The sequence below is a fragment of the Pseudoalteromonas sp. SR41-8 genome (assembly GCF_014163915.1).
Classification (GTDB): domain Bacteria; phylum Pseudomonadota; class Gammaproteobacteria; order Enterobacterales; family Alteromonadaceae; genus Pseudoalteromonas; species Pseudoalteromonas rhizosphaerae.
The window spans coordinates 14,549-30,984 of the sequence record NZ_JACJEE010000012.1 but is presented as its reverse complement, the minus strand read 5'-3'; the positions used below and the strand labels follow the sequence as shown (position 1 = coordinate 30,984).

Annotated in this window: 14 protein-coding genes; 6 read left to right on the top strand and 8 right to left on the bottom strand. The window is 40.9% G+C overall.

Annotated elements, in window-relative coordinates; all coding sequences use genetic code 11:
* Positions 1 to 139 precede the first annotated feature (139 nt).
* The 3 genes from H5162_RS10025 (at position 140) to H5162_RS10015 (ending at position 3,095) form a co-directional block, all read left to right on the top strand.
* Positions 140 to 1,966 (top strand): ATP-dependent DNA helicase, encoded by a 1,827-nt coding sequence (locus H5162_RS10025; RefSeq protein ID WP_220493580.1) that lies wholly within the window; start codon positions 140 to 142, stop codon positions 1,964 to 1,966.
* 13 nt (positions 1,967 to 1,979) lie between these two features.
* Positions 1,980 to 2,690 carry a tRNA (adenosine(37)-N6)-threonylcarbamoyltransferase complex dimerization subunit type 1 TsaB gene (tsaB, locus tag H5162_RS10020; RefSeq protein ID WP_182732282.1) on the top strand — a complete coding sequence of 237 codons (711 nt, stop codon included), beginning with the start codon at positions 1,980 to 1,982 and terminating at the stop codon, positions 2,688 to 2,690.
* A 75-nt stretch (positions 2,691 to 2,765) separates the two neighbouring features.
* On the top strand, positions 2,766 to 3,095 hold the full coding sequence (locus H5162_RS10015) for a hypothetical protein (protein WP_149980212.1): 330 nt from the start codon (positions 2,766 to 2,768) through the stop codon (positions 3,093 to 3,095).
* A 168-nt stretch (positions 3,096 to 3,263) separates the two neighbouring features.
* Here H5162_RS10015 and H5162_RS10010 read toward each other — a convergent pair whose 3' ends face one another.
* A complete protein-coding gene (locus tag H5162_RS10010) occupies positions 3,264 to 4,553 on the bottom strand; it encodes an alkaline phosphatase (protein WP_182734183.1) in 1,290 nt (429 codons plus the stop codon).
* Positions 4,554 to 4,653: 100 nt separating this feature from the next.
* Here H5162_RS10010 and H5162_RS10005 point away from each other — a divergent pair, with 100 nt between their 5' ends.
* The 3 genes from H5162_RS10005 to rnd all read left to right on the top strand — a co-directional run bounded on the left by H5162_RS10005 (position 4,654) and on the right by rnd (position 8,458).
* Positions 4,654 to 5,505, top strand: coding sequence for an alpha/beta fold hydrolase (locus tag H5162_RS10005; RefSeq protein WP_182778408.1), 852 nt, complete (start codon positions 4,654 to 4,656; stop codon positions 5,503 to 5,505).
* Between the two features lie 120 nt (positions 5,506 to 5,625).
* Positions 5,626 to 7,278: a long-chain-fatty-acid--CoA ligase FadD gene (gene fadD, locus H5162_RS10000; RefSeq protein ID WP_145235691.1), complete on the top strand. Its 1,653-nt coding sequence runs from the start codon at positions 5,626 to 5,628 to the stop codon at positions 7,276 to 7,278.
* A 49-nt stretch (positions 7,279 to 7,327) separates the two neighbouring features.
* On the top strand, positions 7,328 to 8,458 hold the full coding sequence (gene rnd, locus H5162_RS09995) for a ribonuclease D (protein ID WP_182760405.1): 1,131 nt from the start codon (positions 7,328 to 7,330) through the stop codon (positions 8,456 to 8,458).
* Positions 8,459 to 8,726: 268 nt separating this feature from the next.
* Here the strand turns inward: rnd and H5162_RS09990 are convergent, their stop codons facing one another.
* The 7 genes from H5162_RS09990 to H5162_RS09960 form a co-directional block, all read right to left on the bottom strand.
* Positions 8,727 to 9,599, bottom strand: a complete 873-nt coding sequence (locus tag H5162_RS09990; protein ID WP_182760404.1) for a sugar phosphate isomerase/epimerase — start codon at positions 9,597 to 9,599, stop codon at positions 8,727 to 8,729.
* Positions 9,600 to 9,673: 74 nt separating this feature from the next.
* Positions 9,674 to 10,435, bottom strand: a complete 762-nt coding sequence (locus H5162_RS09985) for a gluconate 2-dehydrogenase subunit 3 family protein (RefSeq protein WP_145235681.1) — start codon at positions 10,433 to 10,435, stop codon at positions 9,674 to 9,676.
* A gap of 1 nt (position 10,436) precedes the next feature.
* Positions 10,437 to 12,116 carry a GMC family oxidoreductase gene (locus tag H5162_RS09980; RefSeq protein WP_145235678.1) on the bottom strand — a complete coding sequence of 560 codons (1,680 nt, stop codon included), beginning with the start codon at positions 12,114 to 12,116 and terminating at the stop codon, positions 10,437 to 10,439.
* A gap of 2 nt (positions 12,117 to 12,118) precedes the next feature.
* On the bottom strand, positions 12,119 to 12,811 hold the full coding sequence (locus H5162_RS09975) for a DUF1080 domain-containing protein (RefSeq protein ID WP_145235673.1): 693 nt from the start codon (positions 12,809 to 12,811) through the stop codon (positions 12,119 to 12,121).
* 37 nt (positions 12,812 to 12,848) lie between these two features.
* Positions 12,849 to 14,063 carry a sugar MFS transporter gene (locus H5162_RS09970; RefSeq protein ID WP_145235670.1) on the bottom strand — a complete coding sequence of 405 codons (1,215 nt, stop codon included), beginning with the start codon at positions 14,061 to 14,063 and terminating at the stop codon, positions 12,849 to 12,851.
* Between the two features lie 18 nt (positions 14,064 to 14,081).
* A complete protein-coding gene (locus tag H5162_RS09965) occupies positions 14,082 to 15,134 on the bottom strand; it encodes a sugar phosphate isomerase/epimerase (protein ID WP_182778406.1) in 1,053 nt (350 codons plus the stop codon).
* A 3-nt stretch (positions 15,135 to 15,137) separates the two neighbouring features.
* Complete coding sequence (locus tag H5162_RS09960) at positions 15,138 to 16,298, bottom strand: Gfo/Idh/MocA family protein (protein WP_182732277.1); 1,161 nt, start codon at positions 16,296 to 16,298, stop codon at positions 15,138 to 15,140.
* Positions 16,299 to 16,436 lie beyond the last annotated feature (138 nt).

Genomic DNA, 16,436 nt, shown 5'->3' with positions numbered 1-16,436 from the left:
TGCCCTTGGGGCTATGCTTACGTAAAATCCCGCTATTATTTTTAGCAAAGCGATCGTTATTATCAAACAGCTTTTTAGTGCAGCAGGTCCGTTAGCGCAATCTTTAGATGGTTATACGCCTCGCCAACCGCAGATCGATATGGCGGTTGCGGTGAGTGATGCATTAAAAAACCGCTCGCAATTAGTGGTTGAAGCGGGCACTGGTACAGGTAAAACCTACGCTTATTTAGCCCCCGCGCTAAAGTCTAAAGGTAAAACAATAATTTCAACCGGCACGAAAGCGCTGCAAGAACAATTATATCACCGTGATTTACCACAATTAGTCAAAGCGCTTAGTGCGAGTAAAAAAACCGCGCTGCTAAAAGGGCGCAGTAACTATCTATGTACTTATCGGCTTAATCAGCATGTTGCCCATGTACCGACCGATGATTCTGATGTGATGCATCAATTGGCCATGGTGGCTAAATTTGCCAGTGAAACGCACACCGGTGATCTGGCTGATTGTATTGGTATCGAAGAAGATGCCAAAGTATTACCTTATGTAAGCTCCACTGCGGATAACTGCTTAGGTAAAGAGTGTCCTGATTTTCAAGATTGCTATATTCGCAAAGCCCGCTTAAAAGCGATGGATGCCGATATAGTAGTGGTTAACCATCATTTGTTTTTTGCAGACATGGCGGTAAAAGATACCGGCTTTGCTGAACTCATTCCCACAGCTGATGCCTATATATTTGATGAAGCACACCAATTAAGTGAAATTGCCAGTGATTACTTTGGTGAGAGTATCAGCACTAAAAAGCTGGTGGACTTAATTAATGATTTACGAGCAATTTATCGCTCTGACATTCCGGATATGTTGCAACTTGGTAAAACCTTAAATAAGCTTGAAACCAGTGTTGCAGACTTGCGCTTACAATTTGGCTTAGATGGTAGCCGAGGTGATTGGCGACAAATGCTGGCAAGTAAAGAAATTTGCGCCGCGTTACATAGGGTGATCAGCGATTTAGACTTTTTGTATCAAGTACTCAAACATTGTTTAGACCGTAGCGATAAAATAGAACACCCATTTGAGCGTACCTTAGCTTTTAAAGGGCAATTAGAGCGGGTGTTTGATATAAGCCAAACAGGTAACAGTTATTGGTATGAAACAACACGCCGCTATTTAACCGTACATATAACTCCGCTTAACGTATCAGTTAAATTTGCGCAAATGATGGCAGACACGGGGGCTGGCTTTGTATTCACCTCAGCGACTCTATCTGTCGATAATGCACTTGATCATTTTAACGCAAGCCTAGGCCTTAAGCCTGCCAAAAGTATGATGGTTGATAGTCCGTTTGATTATTATCAGCAAGCCTTATTATGTTTACCGCGTTATTTACCTGAAACACATGCAGCGAATATGCCTCATGCGATTGTTAAGCTTACCCTCGATTTAATTAAAGCAGCAAAAGGGCGCTGCTTTGTATTGTTTACCAGCTATCGGATGATGCATTTAGTCGCCGAAGGGCTAAGTACGCAGATTGATTATCCTATTTATATGCAAGGGCAAATGTCTAAACGTATTATTTTAGAAAAATTTACCCGCCATGGTAATGCCGTATTATTAGGTACTGCGTCGTTTTGGGAAGGAGTTGATGTCAGAGGTAGCACACTCAGTTGTGTTATTATTGATAAGTTACCCTTTGCAGCACCCGATGATCCACTGCTCCAAGCTAAAATGCAAGATGCGCAATTACAAGGACATGATCCCTTTGCTTATATTCAACTGCCACAAGCGGTGATTGCACTAAAACAAGGCGTTGGACGACTGATCCGCGATAGTAAGGATAAAGGGGTGTTGGTGATTTGCGATAACCGTTTAGTGACACGCCAATACGGCCAAGTCTTTTTAAAAAGCTTGCCGCCGATGCGCCGCACACGTAGCCTTCAAGTGGCCAGTAAATTTTTAGAACACATTAACTAGAGAAATAATTACCATGAATAACGCAATCAGTACTAGTGATATTAATCTATTAGCATTTGACGCTTCTACCGAAGCATTGTCTTTAGTGCTCAATTATAATGGTCAGTTATTTCACCATTTTGAAGTATGCCCGCAACAGCATAGTCAAAAAATCTTACCGTTGGTTGATCAGTTGTTAGCTAAGGCAAATTGCCGTTTAACTGATTTAGATGTTATTGGTTTTGGCCAAGGCCCAGGTAGTTTCACTGGCGTGCGTATTAGTGTCGCCATTGCGCAAGGCTTAGCTTATGCATGTAAACTGCCACTAGTTGGTGTGTCAACGCTGCAAATGATGGCGCAGCAAGCTTATCAACAAACCGGTGAAAAAAGTGTATTTAGTGCTATTGATGCGCGTATGGGAGAAATATATTTTGCCCATTACAGAATCAGTGATAATGGTGTGATGACCTTACAAGGTGACGAACAAGTATTAAAACCAGCATTATTATCTCTTGCAGACGAACCAGGGATTGCAGTGGGCACTGGCTGGCAAACATACCCTGAGGCACTGGCAGATAACCCACAAATTGCTATCAATAACGACATCATATTACCTGATGCCGGTTTTATGTTGGCTACAATTAGCGATGATTTCAGTGCGCAACGTACGGTCAGTGCTGCGCAAGCTCAACCTAAATATGTACGTGATACAGTAACCTGGAAAAAATTACCTGGACGCGAATAAACTGATTAATAAAGCAACTTGCAAGGTTATTAAATTTGGCACATAATTTAATAACCTAAGTAACGAGACGCAACTTTGAATCTACCTATTGGCTCAGGGTTTTACTCGGGAGACATACCCGGTAAAATTACCTCAAGACAGATCAACACTAATAAACCTCAGGGGTTATTGGAGCAATCTGCTGCTGATAATAAACAGTCTGCGGAGTTTGTTAAATCAAGCCAAGCAGGTATTGCGCTGGCTGATAAGTTACAAAGTGACACTGCCCAACCTAGTTACCGACAAACGATTTATGACCAGCCGACAGCCAAAGTAAGTCGTGCTATTTCAACCTACACCGAGTTTGCTAATTTAGAACGCCGAGCTGAAGTACAAAACTTAATTGGTGTGGACATCTACGCTTAACAATTAGACAGTAATTTAACTCTGTGTTGATGTGCCAGTATTTGGCAAAAGTTTACCTCCAGCTGTGATTAAAAAAGCCCAGATACATTATGACTGGGCTTTTTATAATTAACCTTTAATGTTGCAGTTAGCCTCTACCCTAAGGAAAAGCAACATGCCAGTTAAACGTTACTGCTGTTCAATAAAGCCGATCAGTTTATCTGCAATATCAGTATTGTTTTGTGAGCCGATAAATTTATCAGCACCTTTACCATAGGCAAATACTTGTACATCAATAGCAGTGTGACCGCCGGTAGTCCAACCAGTGAAGCTGGCTCTACTGATAATATCTTTAATGGCAAGATTAAGTGGTTTATCGCCTAGTTTTTTTGCTTGTTCAAGCTTGATCTGGTTTTCGGGAGTGTATTCTATATTCGTGTTAGCAGTCCAAATGGCTTTTAAATCATTAGACTCAGACATTAATTTAGTTAATTTAACGGCTGTGGCTTTCACGCCTTTTACTACCTCGGTTTCCCATTTATATTGCCCATGCGCACCTAATGTTAAACCACCTGTTGAGTGATCTGCGGTGATCACCAATAAGGTATCCGGGTTTTTATCAACGTACGCTTTTGCTTGCTCGATTGATTTAGCAAAATCATCCATTTCCGCCATTGCACAGGCAATATCATTGGCATGGCCACACCAATCAATTTGGCTACCTTCGATCATCACAAAAAAGCCATTTTTGTTATTTTCATCAAGTAACTCAAGCGCTTTATTGGTCATTTGTGCTAAGCGTGTTGGGTTATTATCTAACGCAAAGTCAAGCCCAACTGGAGCAAATAATCCCAGCGCAGGAATTTGCTTAATATCTTTTAACGCACTAAAGTCATCACTGTATTGATAGCCCGCTTGCTTAAATTCTGCAACTAAATTACGGTCTTCGCGGATGTAATATTTAGTACCGCCACCGAGCATTAAATCAACGGGAAGTTTTCCGGCAATTTTATTATCAATATAATCATTGGCAATTTCATCGTAATTACGACGAGATTCATTATGTGCAGCGAAGCTTGCAGGCGTGGCATGATTGATTTGTGAGGTTGCAACTAATGCGGTGATCATGCCTTTTTGTTTGGCAATTTCGAGCATTGTTTTTACCGGTTTTTTATCGGTATCAACTGCAATTGCACCATTATAGCTTTTATGGCCTGAGCTCAAAGCAGTTGCGCCAGCAGCACTGTCAGTTACATAAGTATGGTCGTCAGGGTAAGTATGTGCCATGCCTTTAAGGATTGTATCAAACACCGTGCCTTCTATTTCTTTGGTAGACGGATCATCTTTAAAGTAGCGATATGCTGTAGTATAAGCGGGGCCCATGCCATCACCAATCATATAAATTATGTTTTTTGGTGCTTGCTCTGCGTATGCACTTGCTGAGCATAATAATGCCAAGAGGCTTATTTGTTTCTTCATCTTTGTACCCTGTTTATTATGTAGTGCCATTGTATACGCAATGTAGTATAAATAAATGTCTTTTACGTTAAACAAACTAAAAACAAAGGGGAATTACGCAGTGCATCCATTTTCAGTTCAAAGTGGCGCATTAACACTTCATGGCCTAACATTTGGGCAAGGAAAAGAGGTTGTCATTGCATTACATGGTTGGCTTGATAATTGTCATAGTTTTTTACCCATGTTAGAACATAACACCTTAACTGCAACTTGGTATTGTGTGGACTTTCCTGGACATGGTTTATCAGATTGGCGTGGAAGCGATGCACACTATTATTTCATTGATTACATTGATGATATTTATAACTTAATCGAGCAACTTGGGGTTAATAAAGTACACTTGGTTGGTCATTCTATGGGCGCAATGGCCGCTGGTCTTTTTGCCAGCTGTTTTCCTGATAAAGTAAATACGGTCACTATGATAGAAGGACTGGGAGTTGTCACAACACCCAGTGAAAAAGTGGTTGAGCAGCTTAGAAATGCAATTTTGAATCGACGTCGTGTAAATAAAAAAGCACCCCGACAGTACGAGTCAAAACAAATAATACACCAAGCACGGGCGGTACAAAGTGACTTACCTTTGGATTTAATAGCACTTTTGATGGACAGAAATATACGAGAAACTGAACAAGGATGGCTGCTAAGAACTGATCCAAAGCTTAAAAATCATTCAGGTTTTAGATTTGATGAGCAACAATGCATAGCGGTAATAAGCGAAATAAATGTGCCGTGCCAATTAATTCTAGGCAGTGAAGGGTATCAATTTATTAGTGATAATTTAGATAAATATGCTAATTATTACAAAAGCTTAATAGTAAATGAAGTTGAAGGTGGCCACCACTGTCATATGCAAAGCCCTGAGCAGTGTTTACAGCAGATTCATGCCTTTATGCTGCAAACTGGTGCATGTTAATTGTATATTTGCACAAAATGTGGGAATATTTGCGAATTAGAGTGATTGCTCAATTGTGAAATTGCCTTACTTAGTTTAAGGTTTAATAAAAATAAATTATAAATAGAACAGGAGCTAAGAGTGGACAAAATTTGGCTGAAGCGCTACCCAGAGGGTATGCCTGAAACAATCGATCCTGAGCACTACAACTCGTTGTTAGAAGTGTTTGAAAAAAGCTTCACTGACTACAAAGACTTGCCTGCTTTTACCAATATGGGTAAAACATTGAGCTATGATGAAATAGACCAAGCAACAAAACGTGTTGCTGTGTATATTCAAAAAGAGCTGGGATTGAAAAAAGGCGATAAAGTGGCTGTAATGATGCCAAATTTATTACAAACACCTGTTTCAATACTCGGTATTTTACGTGCCGGTTGTGTCGTAGTTAACGTTAATCCGCTTTACACTGTACGTGAGCTTGAACATCAATTAAATGATTCAGAAACATCAGCGATTTTTATACTGGCTAACTTTGCAGACACGCTTGAAAAAGCATTGCCGCACACTAAAGTAAAGCACATCGTTGTTACCCAAGTGGGTGATATGGTGGGTGGCTTTAAAAAGCACTTGGTTAACTTTGTTGTTAAGCATATTAAAAAAATGGTGCCAAGCTATTCATTGCCTAACCCCATTAAGTTTGAAGCCTTACTTGCAGCGAACGAAAAAGATTACATTAAACCTGAAGTGTGTTTATCTGATATTGCTTTTTTACAATATACCGGTGGCACAACGGGTGTCTCTAAAGGTGCGATGCTGACCCATGGCAATATGGTAGGTAACTTAGAGCAGGTTTCTGGTTGCTTAGATCAAGTGTTAGAACGTGGCAAAGAAGTTGTTGTCACTGCTTTACCGCTTTATCATATCTTTGCACTAACAGCGAACTGCTTAACGTTTATGAAGTATGGCGGATTAAATTTATTGATCACTAATCCGCGTGATATGAAAGGCTTTGTGAAAGAATTAGGCCAACATAAATTCACCGCGATCACGGGTGTAAATACATTATTTAATGGTTTGTTGAACACACCGGGTTTTGCCGAGCTTGATTTTTCAAGTTTGAAAATGTCCCTTGGTGGTGGTATGGCTGTACAGCGACCTGTTGCTGAAAAATGGCAAAAGATCACCAGTAGCAAATTAATGGAAGGGTATGGTTTAACTGAGTGTTCGCCATTAGTTACTGTCAGTCCTTATGATCTAGATTCATACAATGGTTCGATTGGTTTACCTGCACCTAATACTGAGATCAAGTTGATGTTAGATAATGGTGAAGAAGCAGCCAAAGGTGAGCCGGGCGAATTATGGGTTAAAGGTCCACAAGTGATGGTTGGTTATTATAATCGTCCTGATGCAACGGCTGAGTGTTTGCAAGATGGTTGGTTTGCCACAGGGGATATAGCCACTTATGACGATGAAGGATTCTTTTATATTGTTGACCGTAAAAAAGATATGATCATCGTATCTGGCTTTAATGTGTTCCCAAATGAGATCGAAGAAGTGATTGCAATGCATGAAGGTGTTTTAGAAGCAGCAGCAATTGGTATCCCTCATGATGTTAGCGGCGAACAAGTTAAAGTTTTTATTGTTAAAAAAGACCCATCTTTGACTGAAAAAGATATAATAAAACACTGTCGTGATAATTTAACTAATTACAAGGTCCCAAAACTGGTTGAGTTTAGGGATGAATTGCCAAAAACAAACGTTGGCAAAATACTCAGACGAGCCTTGAAAGATTAGCAAGCTAAAAAAGCCGACATATGTCGGCTTTTTTATTGTAGGAGATTAAGTGCAATATCAATTGATCCAAACCCAAAATCAATTAAATGAGTTTGTAGAGCAGATCCGTAACAAACCCATCTTAGCAATTGATACAGAATTTATGCGTCGTCGTACTTTGTATCCTGAAGTTGCCCTTATTCAAGTTTATGACGGCGAACATTTAGCATTAATCGATCCGCTAGCCGAGCTATCATTGTTTGATTTTTGGCAGATTTTACGTGATCCTGCGGTGTTAAAAGTCTTGCATTCACCGTCGGAAGATATTGAAGTATTTCAAAAATACGCAGGCTTCGTACCAGCTCCCTTATTTGATAGCCAGTTTGCCTTGCAATTATTAGGCAATGGCAACTGCATGGGCTTTGCTCATATGGTAAAAAATTTACTCGATATTGAAATCGACAAAAGCGAATCACGGACCAATTGGTTACAGCGTCCGCTAACAATTAAACAACTCGATTACGCTGCTGCTGATGTATTTCATTTATTACCGTGCTTTAAAATTATTATTGAACAAATCAACGACGCTGGTTTCTTTGATATTGTAATCAATGAAAGTGAGTTGATTGCACAAAAACGGGCTTATCAAACACCGGATGAACATCTGTATCGAGACATTAAAAATGCTTGGCAATTAAAACCTGCGGATCTTGCTGTATTAAGAGAGCTTGCGGCTTGGCGTCGTAACAAAGCGATACGCAAAAATTTAGCGCTTAACTTTGTATTAAAAGAGCATTGCTTGGTTGAATTGGCAAAACGCAAACCAATGAGTTTAACTGCAATGCGTAATGTGCCAGAAGTCGATAGCATCGAAGTTAACCGCTCGGGCGTTGAAATCTTAAAGTGTATTGAAAAAGCTAAAGTGATCCCTGTTGCAGATTTTCCTGAGCCACTAAGACGACTTATTGACTTTCCAAGTTATAAAAAAGTAGCCAAAGAAATTAAACAAAAAATCACTGCAGTTGCTAAAAAACAGGCCATTCCAGAAGATGTGTTTGCATCTAAAAAGCAAATTAACCAGTTGATCAGTTGGAATTGGAAGTTAACCAGCGCTGAGCGTGAACAGACTCCAAAGCCCGATTTACTTAACTCATGGCGTTATGAATACTTAAAAGACACACTGAAAGAGTGGGATGTATAATTATTAAGAGTTCATAGGGACTAAGATAGCTAATGTACTATTGTTAGTCCCTACTGTTTGTGTCAGAGGGTGTAATACTAATCGACTTAAATATTTAACCATTCTAGCGAGCTAAATAAAGCGCTAACTGCGTTATAATTTTTCAATTAGAACAATTACATGTCAAAATTTATGCCTTGTTATCACTGTATTTATCTGTCGCTATAAATGGTCAGTAACTTAACACGATTGGTATAATAAGTTATTTTATCAATGATGTAGGTTTACTTTATTCGCCCATTTTAGCGAGGATCTTATCTAAATTAACTTTAGATTTAGCCACGCTTTGCATTGGTGTTAACCCATTCGGGTATTCTTCTTGCTCTACGACTAGCCATTGAGTGGCGCCATCAACAATCAATGTTTCTATTATTTTTTGCCATGGATAATCATTTTCACCTAATATAGGACTTAAGCCATCGTTAGGATGGGTGCGAACTTTTAAGTGGGTTGCCAGGGTTCGTCCTGGGTATTTTTTAATGAAATATTCAGGATCTTTTCCTGCATAATGTACCCAACCTATATCAAGCTGCAGTGGCAGGGTATATGGCGTATTACTGGCAATAGCGTCCCAGTATGTCGCGTTTTGGAATTGATTAAACTCCTTATTATGGTTGTGAAAACCGATGTGCATAGCATAGCGCTGAGCGATTTCATTAACCTGAGTGAGTTGTTCGGTCAGAGAAATGATTCCTTGTGGCTGCCAAGCTCTTTCATCCCAAGGTACAAATAAAATCGAAACACCAAGGGTTTTATAAAACAATAATGTGTCTGCTAAGGTGTCATCCGTTAAGGAATCAAAGCCGATATGTGCGCTACTAGCGACTAAATTTAGCTTCGCGAGTTTGTCCTTCAGTGCACTTGGATTGTTCTTATAAGGCCCAAAGTCACCTGCAAATTCCACACCTTGAAAGCCCATATCAGCAATAGATGAAAGGGTGCCATCAAAATCCGCTTTTAAGGCATCTTTAACAGACCAAAGCTGAACACTAACGGGGAGTAGTTGTTTGCTTGTTTTTGCATAGATAGACAGCGAGTTTAAAACACAAAAAATAAACAGAATTGAAATAACATAATTAAATAATGATTTGATTTTGAACATAAAAAACACCTAGGAGGAAAAGCAGGGAATTGCTCCCTGCTTAGGGCTGGGCTAGCTAAAAAAATAACTTAGCGTTAACTGGCAACTGAATCTTGATAAGCATACTCGGTCAAACCCAGTTCAGCTAAAACGCTATCTAAATGGGCTTTTGCTTCGTCAGTAGGTCCTGGGTAATCGCCTGCAATAGGCACATTGCCTAAATAGCCAATATCTTTACAACCTTGCGGTGTACAAAAGTAGGCACCAAGTACAAGGTTTTTAAAGCGTAAAAAAGCATTACCAATGCGTTGAAACTGCGCAGGGGTTTCATCATCAAAATAAGCAATATCATTTAAGATGGCTGTTTGTTGCTCTTTTTTCAATGCGACAAATGGTGCTTTATAACGCAGCACAGCCTCATCATCGATCCATGCTAATCCGTGTAAAATAGTAACGCGGTCTTTTTGTTGACCGTTATAAGGTGAGCTTACCCACTCATCAATCACACTCGGTACATTTACCTCAGTTGCACTTGGGTTGTTACCTTCGCTAGGCACGATATAATCGGCTAACACCGCAACTAAATTTAATTGTGCTTGAGTTAATGTCAATGGCCAAGGTGATTGTGGTGGCATAACCATATTGGGATCAGTGCCATAACCTTTAGCTGTTATAGGTTGTAAATCTAAGTCAGGCCAATGTCCTTTATCACTAATTTTCTCTTCTAACGCTTTACTACACCCTGCTGAAAGTGATACGGCGGAACCTGCGGCTAATAAACCAAGCCACTTTAACGATTCACGACGTGTCATGCCGGAAATATATTTGTATGAGTCAACACGATCTTCATTATGCATGTTACAGCGCTCCTTGTTCTATTTGTTTGGCTATCCAGGTTGAATTACGCATTGCCAATGTCATGATGGTTAATGTGCAATTTTTATGTGGATTAGAGGCAAATACCCCTGCATCCATCACAAATAAGTTGTCGCAATCCCATGTTTGGCCCCATTGATTGGTCACTGAATCCTTTGCTGAGCTACCCATGCGAGTGGTGCCTACTTCATGAATGATCTCGCCACCTTTTGAAATTGCTTTTTCAGCAGCAGGTAATTTGCCCACAGTAGCTCCTAGATTTTCAAGGATCTGTTTCGCTGTTTTTAAGCCGTGCTCAATTTGTTTTAGCTCACGATCTGACCATTTGAAATGAAATTTCGAAACCGGAATGCCCCATTTATCTTTAACATTTTCATCAATTTCCATGTAGGTATCATCGTTGGGGAGCATTTCTCCGCGCAGCGCAAAGCCAACATAAGATCCATAGGCATCACGAACTTGTTGTTTTAGTTCAATACCATAACCACGTTTATCGCCAGAGACTCCAGAGCCAGGTTGATTAAAACCGCTACTGATCTCAAAGTGATAACCACGAGGAAAATCAAGCTCACCTTTGGCATGTGCTTTGTGTCCCCACCAAGGAATAAATAAATGGTTCCCAGTGTGGCCATCTTCGTTATAACGTGGGCGACCTTTTAATGCTGGAACTTGCGCACCAAGCCAAGCACCGGTTGAATCCATTAAGTTACGACCTACTTGGCCACTTGAGTTAGCTAAACCTTTGGGATGCTTGGCGTGTTTTGAATTTAGCAAAATACGTGCGGATTCGCAGGCACTAGCGGCAAGGATCACGATATCTGCTGTTAGTGTTTTTTCAGCTACGGTTTGCTTATCTATATAAGTAACACCCGTTACTTTACCGTCATCATTAACAGCCACTGATTTAACCATTGCATCAGTAATTATTTCTAAATTCCCAGTTGCTTTTGCCATAGGTAATAATGAGGTTGTAGTTTGAAACGCCGCGCCGATTGAGCAACCATGGCCACAAGGTGTTGCATAAAAGCATGCCATACGATCATCTTTTGGCCGAGTTAATACTGCTCTGTGCATAGGCACGGCTGCGATACCCAGTTTTTTCGCACTGGCAGCAATAAGTAACTCAGGAATTCGCGGCGTTGGTGGTGGCTGTAATACCCCAGGTGCAGATGGCGGCATATCATCAAGGCCGGTATTGGTGCCGCAAATACCCACTAGTTCTTCCGTGATGTCGTACCATGGTGCGATATCATCATAAGTGAAAGGCCAATCTGCGCCGTTGCCATCTTGGCTCTTACCTTTAAAATCATGTTCACTAAAGCGTAATGAGTAACGTCCCCAGTGATTAGTTCTTCCACCTAGCATGCGCGCACGCCACCAGTAAAAATCAGTGCCTTTGGCGTTACTGTAAGGCTCATCAGGAACTTGCCAGCCACCATCGACGGTTGCATCGTAAAAGCCAAAGTTTTTGTCTTTATTTCCTGCGCCCATTAAAGGAGCTTCACTGTTACGGCGAAACATTGGGCTTTCTTTTTTTGGATCGTAATCACGCCCCGCTTCAAGTAATAATACTTTATGGCCTAGTTTAGTTAAGGTATAAGCGGCCATTGCGCCACCTGCGCCGGAGCCAACAACCAGTACTTTATGATCAAATGTAGACATGCTTATAGTTCCTTAATTTTTATATTTTTAAACCACACTTTGTCACCATGGTCTTGAAGACCTATATGTCCTTGCTCTGCCGCAGCAAAGTTACTCCAAGTAGCAAATTTGCTATTTGCGACAAGGGTATTCCATGTTGTGCTGCCGATTACTATGCTTAATGTACTTATGCCATTTTGCCAAACCTGCAAGTGTTTATCTTGCATACGAATACGAACACTATTCCAATTATTGGCTGGTTTATGCGCTGTTGTCGGGGCTGCAAACAGATCGTAAAGAGAGCCAGCCAAGTGTGAGTCTATTTTGTTATCTGGGTGCTCTTCGTTATCAATTATTTGAATTTCAGGGGCGTGAGAATAAATCATACTGCCAGTTTCATCTGCCAGCACAAAAATACCGCTATTCCCTTTAGTTGAAATTTTCCAATCTATTTGTAAATCAAAATTGCGATAGACTTTTTTCGTGAGTATGTCGCCGCCGCCTTTAGTGAGTAACATTGCGCCATTGTCTATGGTCCATTTTGGGCTGAGTGTCTCACTTTTAAAATTGCGCCAGTGCGACATATCTTTGCCATCGAACAGTAATTGCCAGCCAGCTGATTGTTCTTCTTTAGAAAGTTGGTTATCGGGTGTCTTAGCAAAAGCACTGCTACTAAAAGCCAGTGCAATTGACAACATCGAGATTGATTTAAGCATATAATACCCCTTATTTTTTGTGTGTTACTTGTTATGACTAAACGTATTTCTCAACGTTTTTATTTTTTGTTATAAACAGATGAAGACCAATAAATACAATGATCAGTACAATCGGAAAAACCAGTAGATTTTGTAATACAGCTTGTCCTGCGAGCACTTCAACTTGTTCTACACTGACACTAGTTGTTTGTGCTTGTGTTCGCGCATTATCAATCCAATGGCCTATGACGGGGTTCCAGATACTCATTGCAAACATGCCAGCTCCACCAATTAACGACATGCCAAGTGCACCTGTTTTTGGGGCATACTCAGCGACACAACCGATCATGGTTGGCCAAAAATAAGTAACGCCAACGGCAAATAGTGCTGCGGCAAGGTAGATGGTATTACCTTGCGCTTGGCTCATTAAAAATATCCCTAGTGTTGAAAAAATGGCTGAGCCCAGTAGGACACCCGATGGACTAAAGCGGTGCACAATCGGGCCCGCAAAAAACCGACCTAATGCCATCAATCCGGTGATCAAAGCTAAAATAACCATAGGCGAAGCGCCTGACGAGCCAAGGATTTGCTCAATCCATTGCTGTGTGCCAAATTCGGTGACTGCTGTCAGTGTCATGCAAATAATGAGAAACAAATACAGCGGCGAGAGTAAGTGTTTTAAGTTGCTGGTGGTTGAATTTTGCTGTGTATCAAACTGTGGAAATTTCGCTTTAAGCATCATCACACCATAAATAATGGTGGGCACAAGGATCAGCGAAACTTGCCATTGCCAGCTGAAGCCAGCGGATGTCATTGCATTTGAAGCTAATGCACCAATTACGATCCCGCCAGGAAACCAAACATGAAAGCGGTTTAACATAGTGGTGGTGTTTTTAGGATACATTTGGGCGATCAGTGGATTACAACCGGCTTCAACCGATCCATTGGCAAAGCCAATTAAAAAGGTAGAGATCAATAATCCCCAAAAACCATCTGCAGTGATAGTTAAAATAAGTCCGCCTAGGTGGCAAATAAACGCTAATGCAACCAACTTTTTAGCACCAATCGCGTTATAAATGATGCCCCCGAGCATGGTTGCAACCGGAAACCCTAAAAATGCCATGGCATTTACCCAGCCTAGCTGTGTACCAGTGAGGCCGAACTGCTCGCCTAGTTGTCCTAAAACGCCAGCCCTTATTGCGAAAGTCATTGATGTGACAATTAATGCAATGCAGCAAAGCCGAAAAATAATACGATTATTGTTGTTATTCATTGTGTGTGACCCTGTTTATTAAATACCTAATATCCGCTTATTTCGCTGATCATTTGTGTCCATTGCGCTAAAGTCATCAAATGCTTTAGCCGTAGGGCGGATCAAATGCTCTTTTATAAATTGTGCGCCTTCTTTCGCCCCATCTTCAGGATGTTTAATGCAACACTCCCACTCTAGAACTGCCCAGCCATCAAAACCATATTGCGTTAATTTGCTGAAGATACTTTTGAAATCAATTTGGCCATCACCTAAGGAGCGAAACCGACCAGGGCGGTCTTGCCAATCTTGATAGCCACCATAAATACCGCCGCGACCATTTGGATTAAACTCTGCATCTTTGACGTGAAATGCTTTAATACGATGGTGATAAATATCAATAAATGATAAGTAATCAAGTTGTTGTAAGATGAAATGGCTGGGATCATAAAGAATATTTACCCGAGGATGATTATTTGTCGCAGCTAAAAAGCGCTCAAACGTTACGCCATCATGTAAATCTTCCCCTGGGTGAAGTTCATAGCAAACATCCACATCCATTTCATCAAAGTAGTTGAGGATTGGTAGCCAGCGTTTCGCAAGTTCTTGGAATCCTTGCTCTACCAGTCCTTTTGGACGCTGCGGCCAAGGATAAAAAGTATGCCAAAGTAGTGCTCCTGAAAAAGTCACATGGCTTTTCAAGCCCAAATTTTTACTGGCTTTAGCGGCCATCATTAACTGATTGATGGCCCATTTCGTTCTGGCTATAGGGTCACCGCGTAGTGCTTGAGGGGCAAAATTGTCAAACATTTCATCATAAGCCGGATGAACGGCTACGAGCTGCCCTTGTAAATGAGTTGATAACTCTGAAATTGTAAGCCCTGCCTGTGCAGCAATACTAGTCACTTCATCGCAATAATCTTGGCTTTGGGCTGCTTTTTCTAAATCGAAAATACGAGAATTTGCAGTCGGTAGCTGAATTGCTTTGTAGCCTAAATTTGCTGCCCACTGACAAATAGTGGCAAAGCTGTTGAAAGGAGCTTCATCGCTGATGAATTGTGCTAAGAAGATCGCTGGACCTTTAATTTGTTTCATTTTTTATCCAATTTTAAATGGTTGCCACTTAGTGTCTTTGCTCGACGCTGCTACAGCATTTTCTATAAATGCCATTCCGCGAATTGCTTCTTTAATACCAGGCACGTCGAAGTCACTGTTAGATGCTGAGTATCCGGCTTTTTTTGCGTGAATTTGTTTTGCAAAATTGACATAGATATTGGCAAATGCTTCAAGGTATCCTTCTGGATGGCCTGCAGGTGTTCTCAGTGAATTTTGTGCCGCAGTACTTTTTAGGCCAACACCTGCACGTAATAGGGTGGTTGGCGCGTTATGACTTTTGAGCCACAAACTATTTGGTTCCATTTGTGACCACTCAAGACTTGCTTGATCGCCATAAATACGCAAATTAAGATTGTTTTCTTCTCCTAATGCAACTTGGCTAGCAAGAAGAACTCCCTTAGAGTCGTTGTTAAAGCGCAGTAAAACGGTGCCATCATCATCGAGTGTTCTGCCTGCAACAACATGATTTAAGTCAGCGCATAGTGCGGTGATTTCTAGGCCGCTCACGTATTCAGCTAGATTTGCAGCATGCACTCCTATATCAGCTATACAACAACTAATACCGGCCTTATCAGCATCTAAACGCCATTTGGCTTGTTTGGCATTTTCATCTTCGCTGGTGGCAAGCCAACCTTGGCTGTACTCAACAATAATTTTACGAATAGCGCCCAGCTCGCCATCAGTAATACGTTGGCGCGCTTCTTTAATCATCGGGTAACCAGTGTAGGTATGAGTTAATCCATATAAACAATCACTGGCTTGCAGAGTTTTTTCTAATAACAGCGCTTGTTCTAAATTTAGGGTGGCTGGCTTATCTGATAAAACGTGAAAACCTGCTTCAATTGCACACTTTGCAATTGGGAAATGCAAATGATTTGGCGTCACTATTGCCACAAAATCAATTCGTTGATCGGCAGGTAACTTAGCTTCTTCGCTAAACATTTGTTGGTAGCTGTCATAGCAACGATCTGGATTTATTCCTAGCATTGCAGCTGTAGCTTGGCTGCGTGATGGATCTGAACTAAAGGAGCCTGCGACTAACTCAATTAAGCCATCTAAGCGTGCAGCAATGCGATGGATTGCACCGATAAATGCACCTTGTGCACCACCGACCATCCCCATGCGGATTTTGGCATTATTCATGAAAAAGCTCCATGTCAGTAATCGTCTACTGAGTTTAGTTAATATCATGTTATTGATAATAAGGAATGAACAGCGTAAGGGATAATAAAAATTCGGTTGACAATGCAACAAAATCGGCGTTTTATATATTATTGCGAA

Excerpts from the sequence above, each read along its gene's own strand:
- H5162_RS10010 (WP_182734183.1), bottom strand. The coding sequence starts at position 4,553 with ATGAAGAAACAAATAAGCCTCTTGGCATTATTATGCTCAGCAAGTGCA.
- H5162_RS09970 (WP_145235670.1), bottom strand. The coding sequence starts at position 14,063 with ATGAATAACAACAATAATCGTATTATTTTTCGGCTTTGCTGCATTGCA.
- tsaB (WP_182732282.1), top strand. The coding sequence starts at position 1,980 with ATGAATAACGCAATCAGTACTAGTGATATTAATCTATTAGCATTTGAC.
- H5162_RS09985 (WP_145235681.1), bottom strand. The coding sequence starts at position 10,435 with ATGCATAATGAAGATCGTGTTGACTCATACAAATATATTTCCGGCATG.
- H5162_RS10025 (WP_220493580.1), top strand. The coding sequence starts at position 140 with ATGGCGGTTGCGGTGAGTGATGCATTAAAAAACCGCTCGCAATTAGTG.
- H5162_RS09980 (WP_145235678.1), bottom strand. The coding sequence starts at position 12,116 with ATGTCTACATTTGATCATAAAGTACTGGTTGTTGGCTCCGGCGCAGGT.
- H5162_RS09965 (WP_182778406.1), bottom strand. The coding sequence starts at position 15,134 with ATGAAACAAATTAAAGGTCCAGCGATCTTCTTAGCACAATTCATCAGC.
- H5162_RS09975 (WP_145235673.1), bottom strand. The coding sequence starts at position 12,811 with ATGCTTAAATCAATCTCGATGTTGTCAATTGCACTGGCTTTTAGTAGC.
- H5162_RS09990 (WP_182760404.1), bottom strand. The coding sequence starts at position 9,599 with ATGTTCAAAATCAAATCATTATTTAATTATGTTATTTCAATTCTGTTT.
- H5162_RS09960 (WP_182732277.1), bottom strand. The coding sequence starts at position 16,298 with ATGAATAATGCCAAAATCCGCATGGGGATGGTCGGTGGTGCACAAGGT.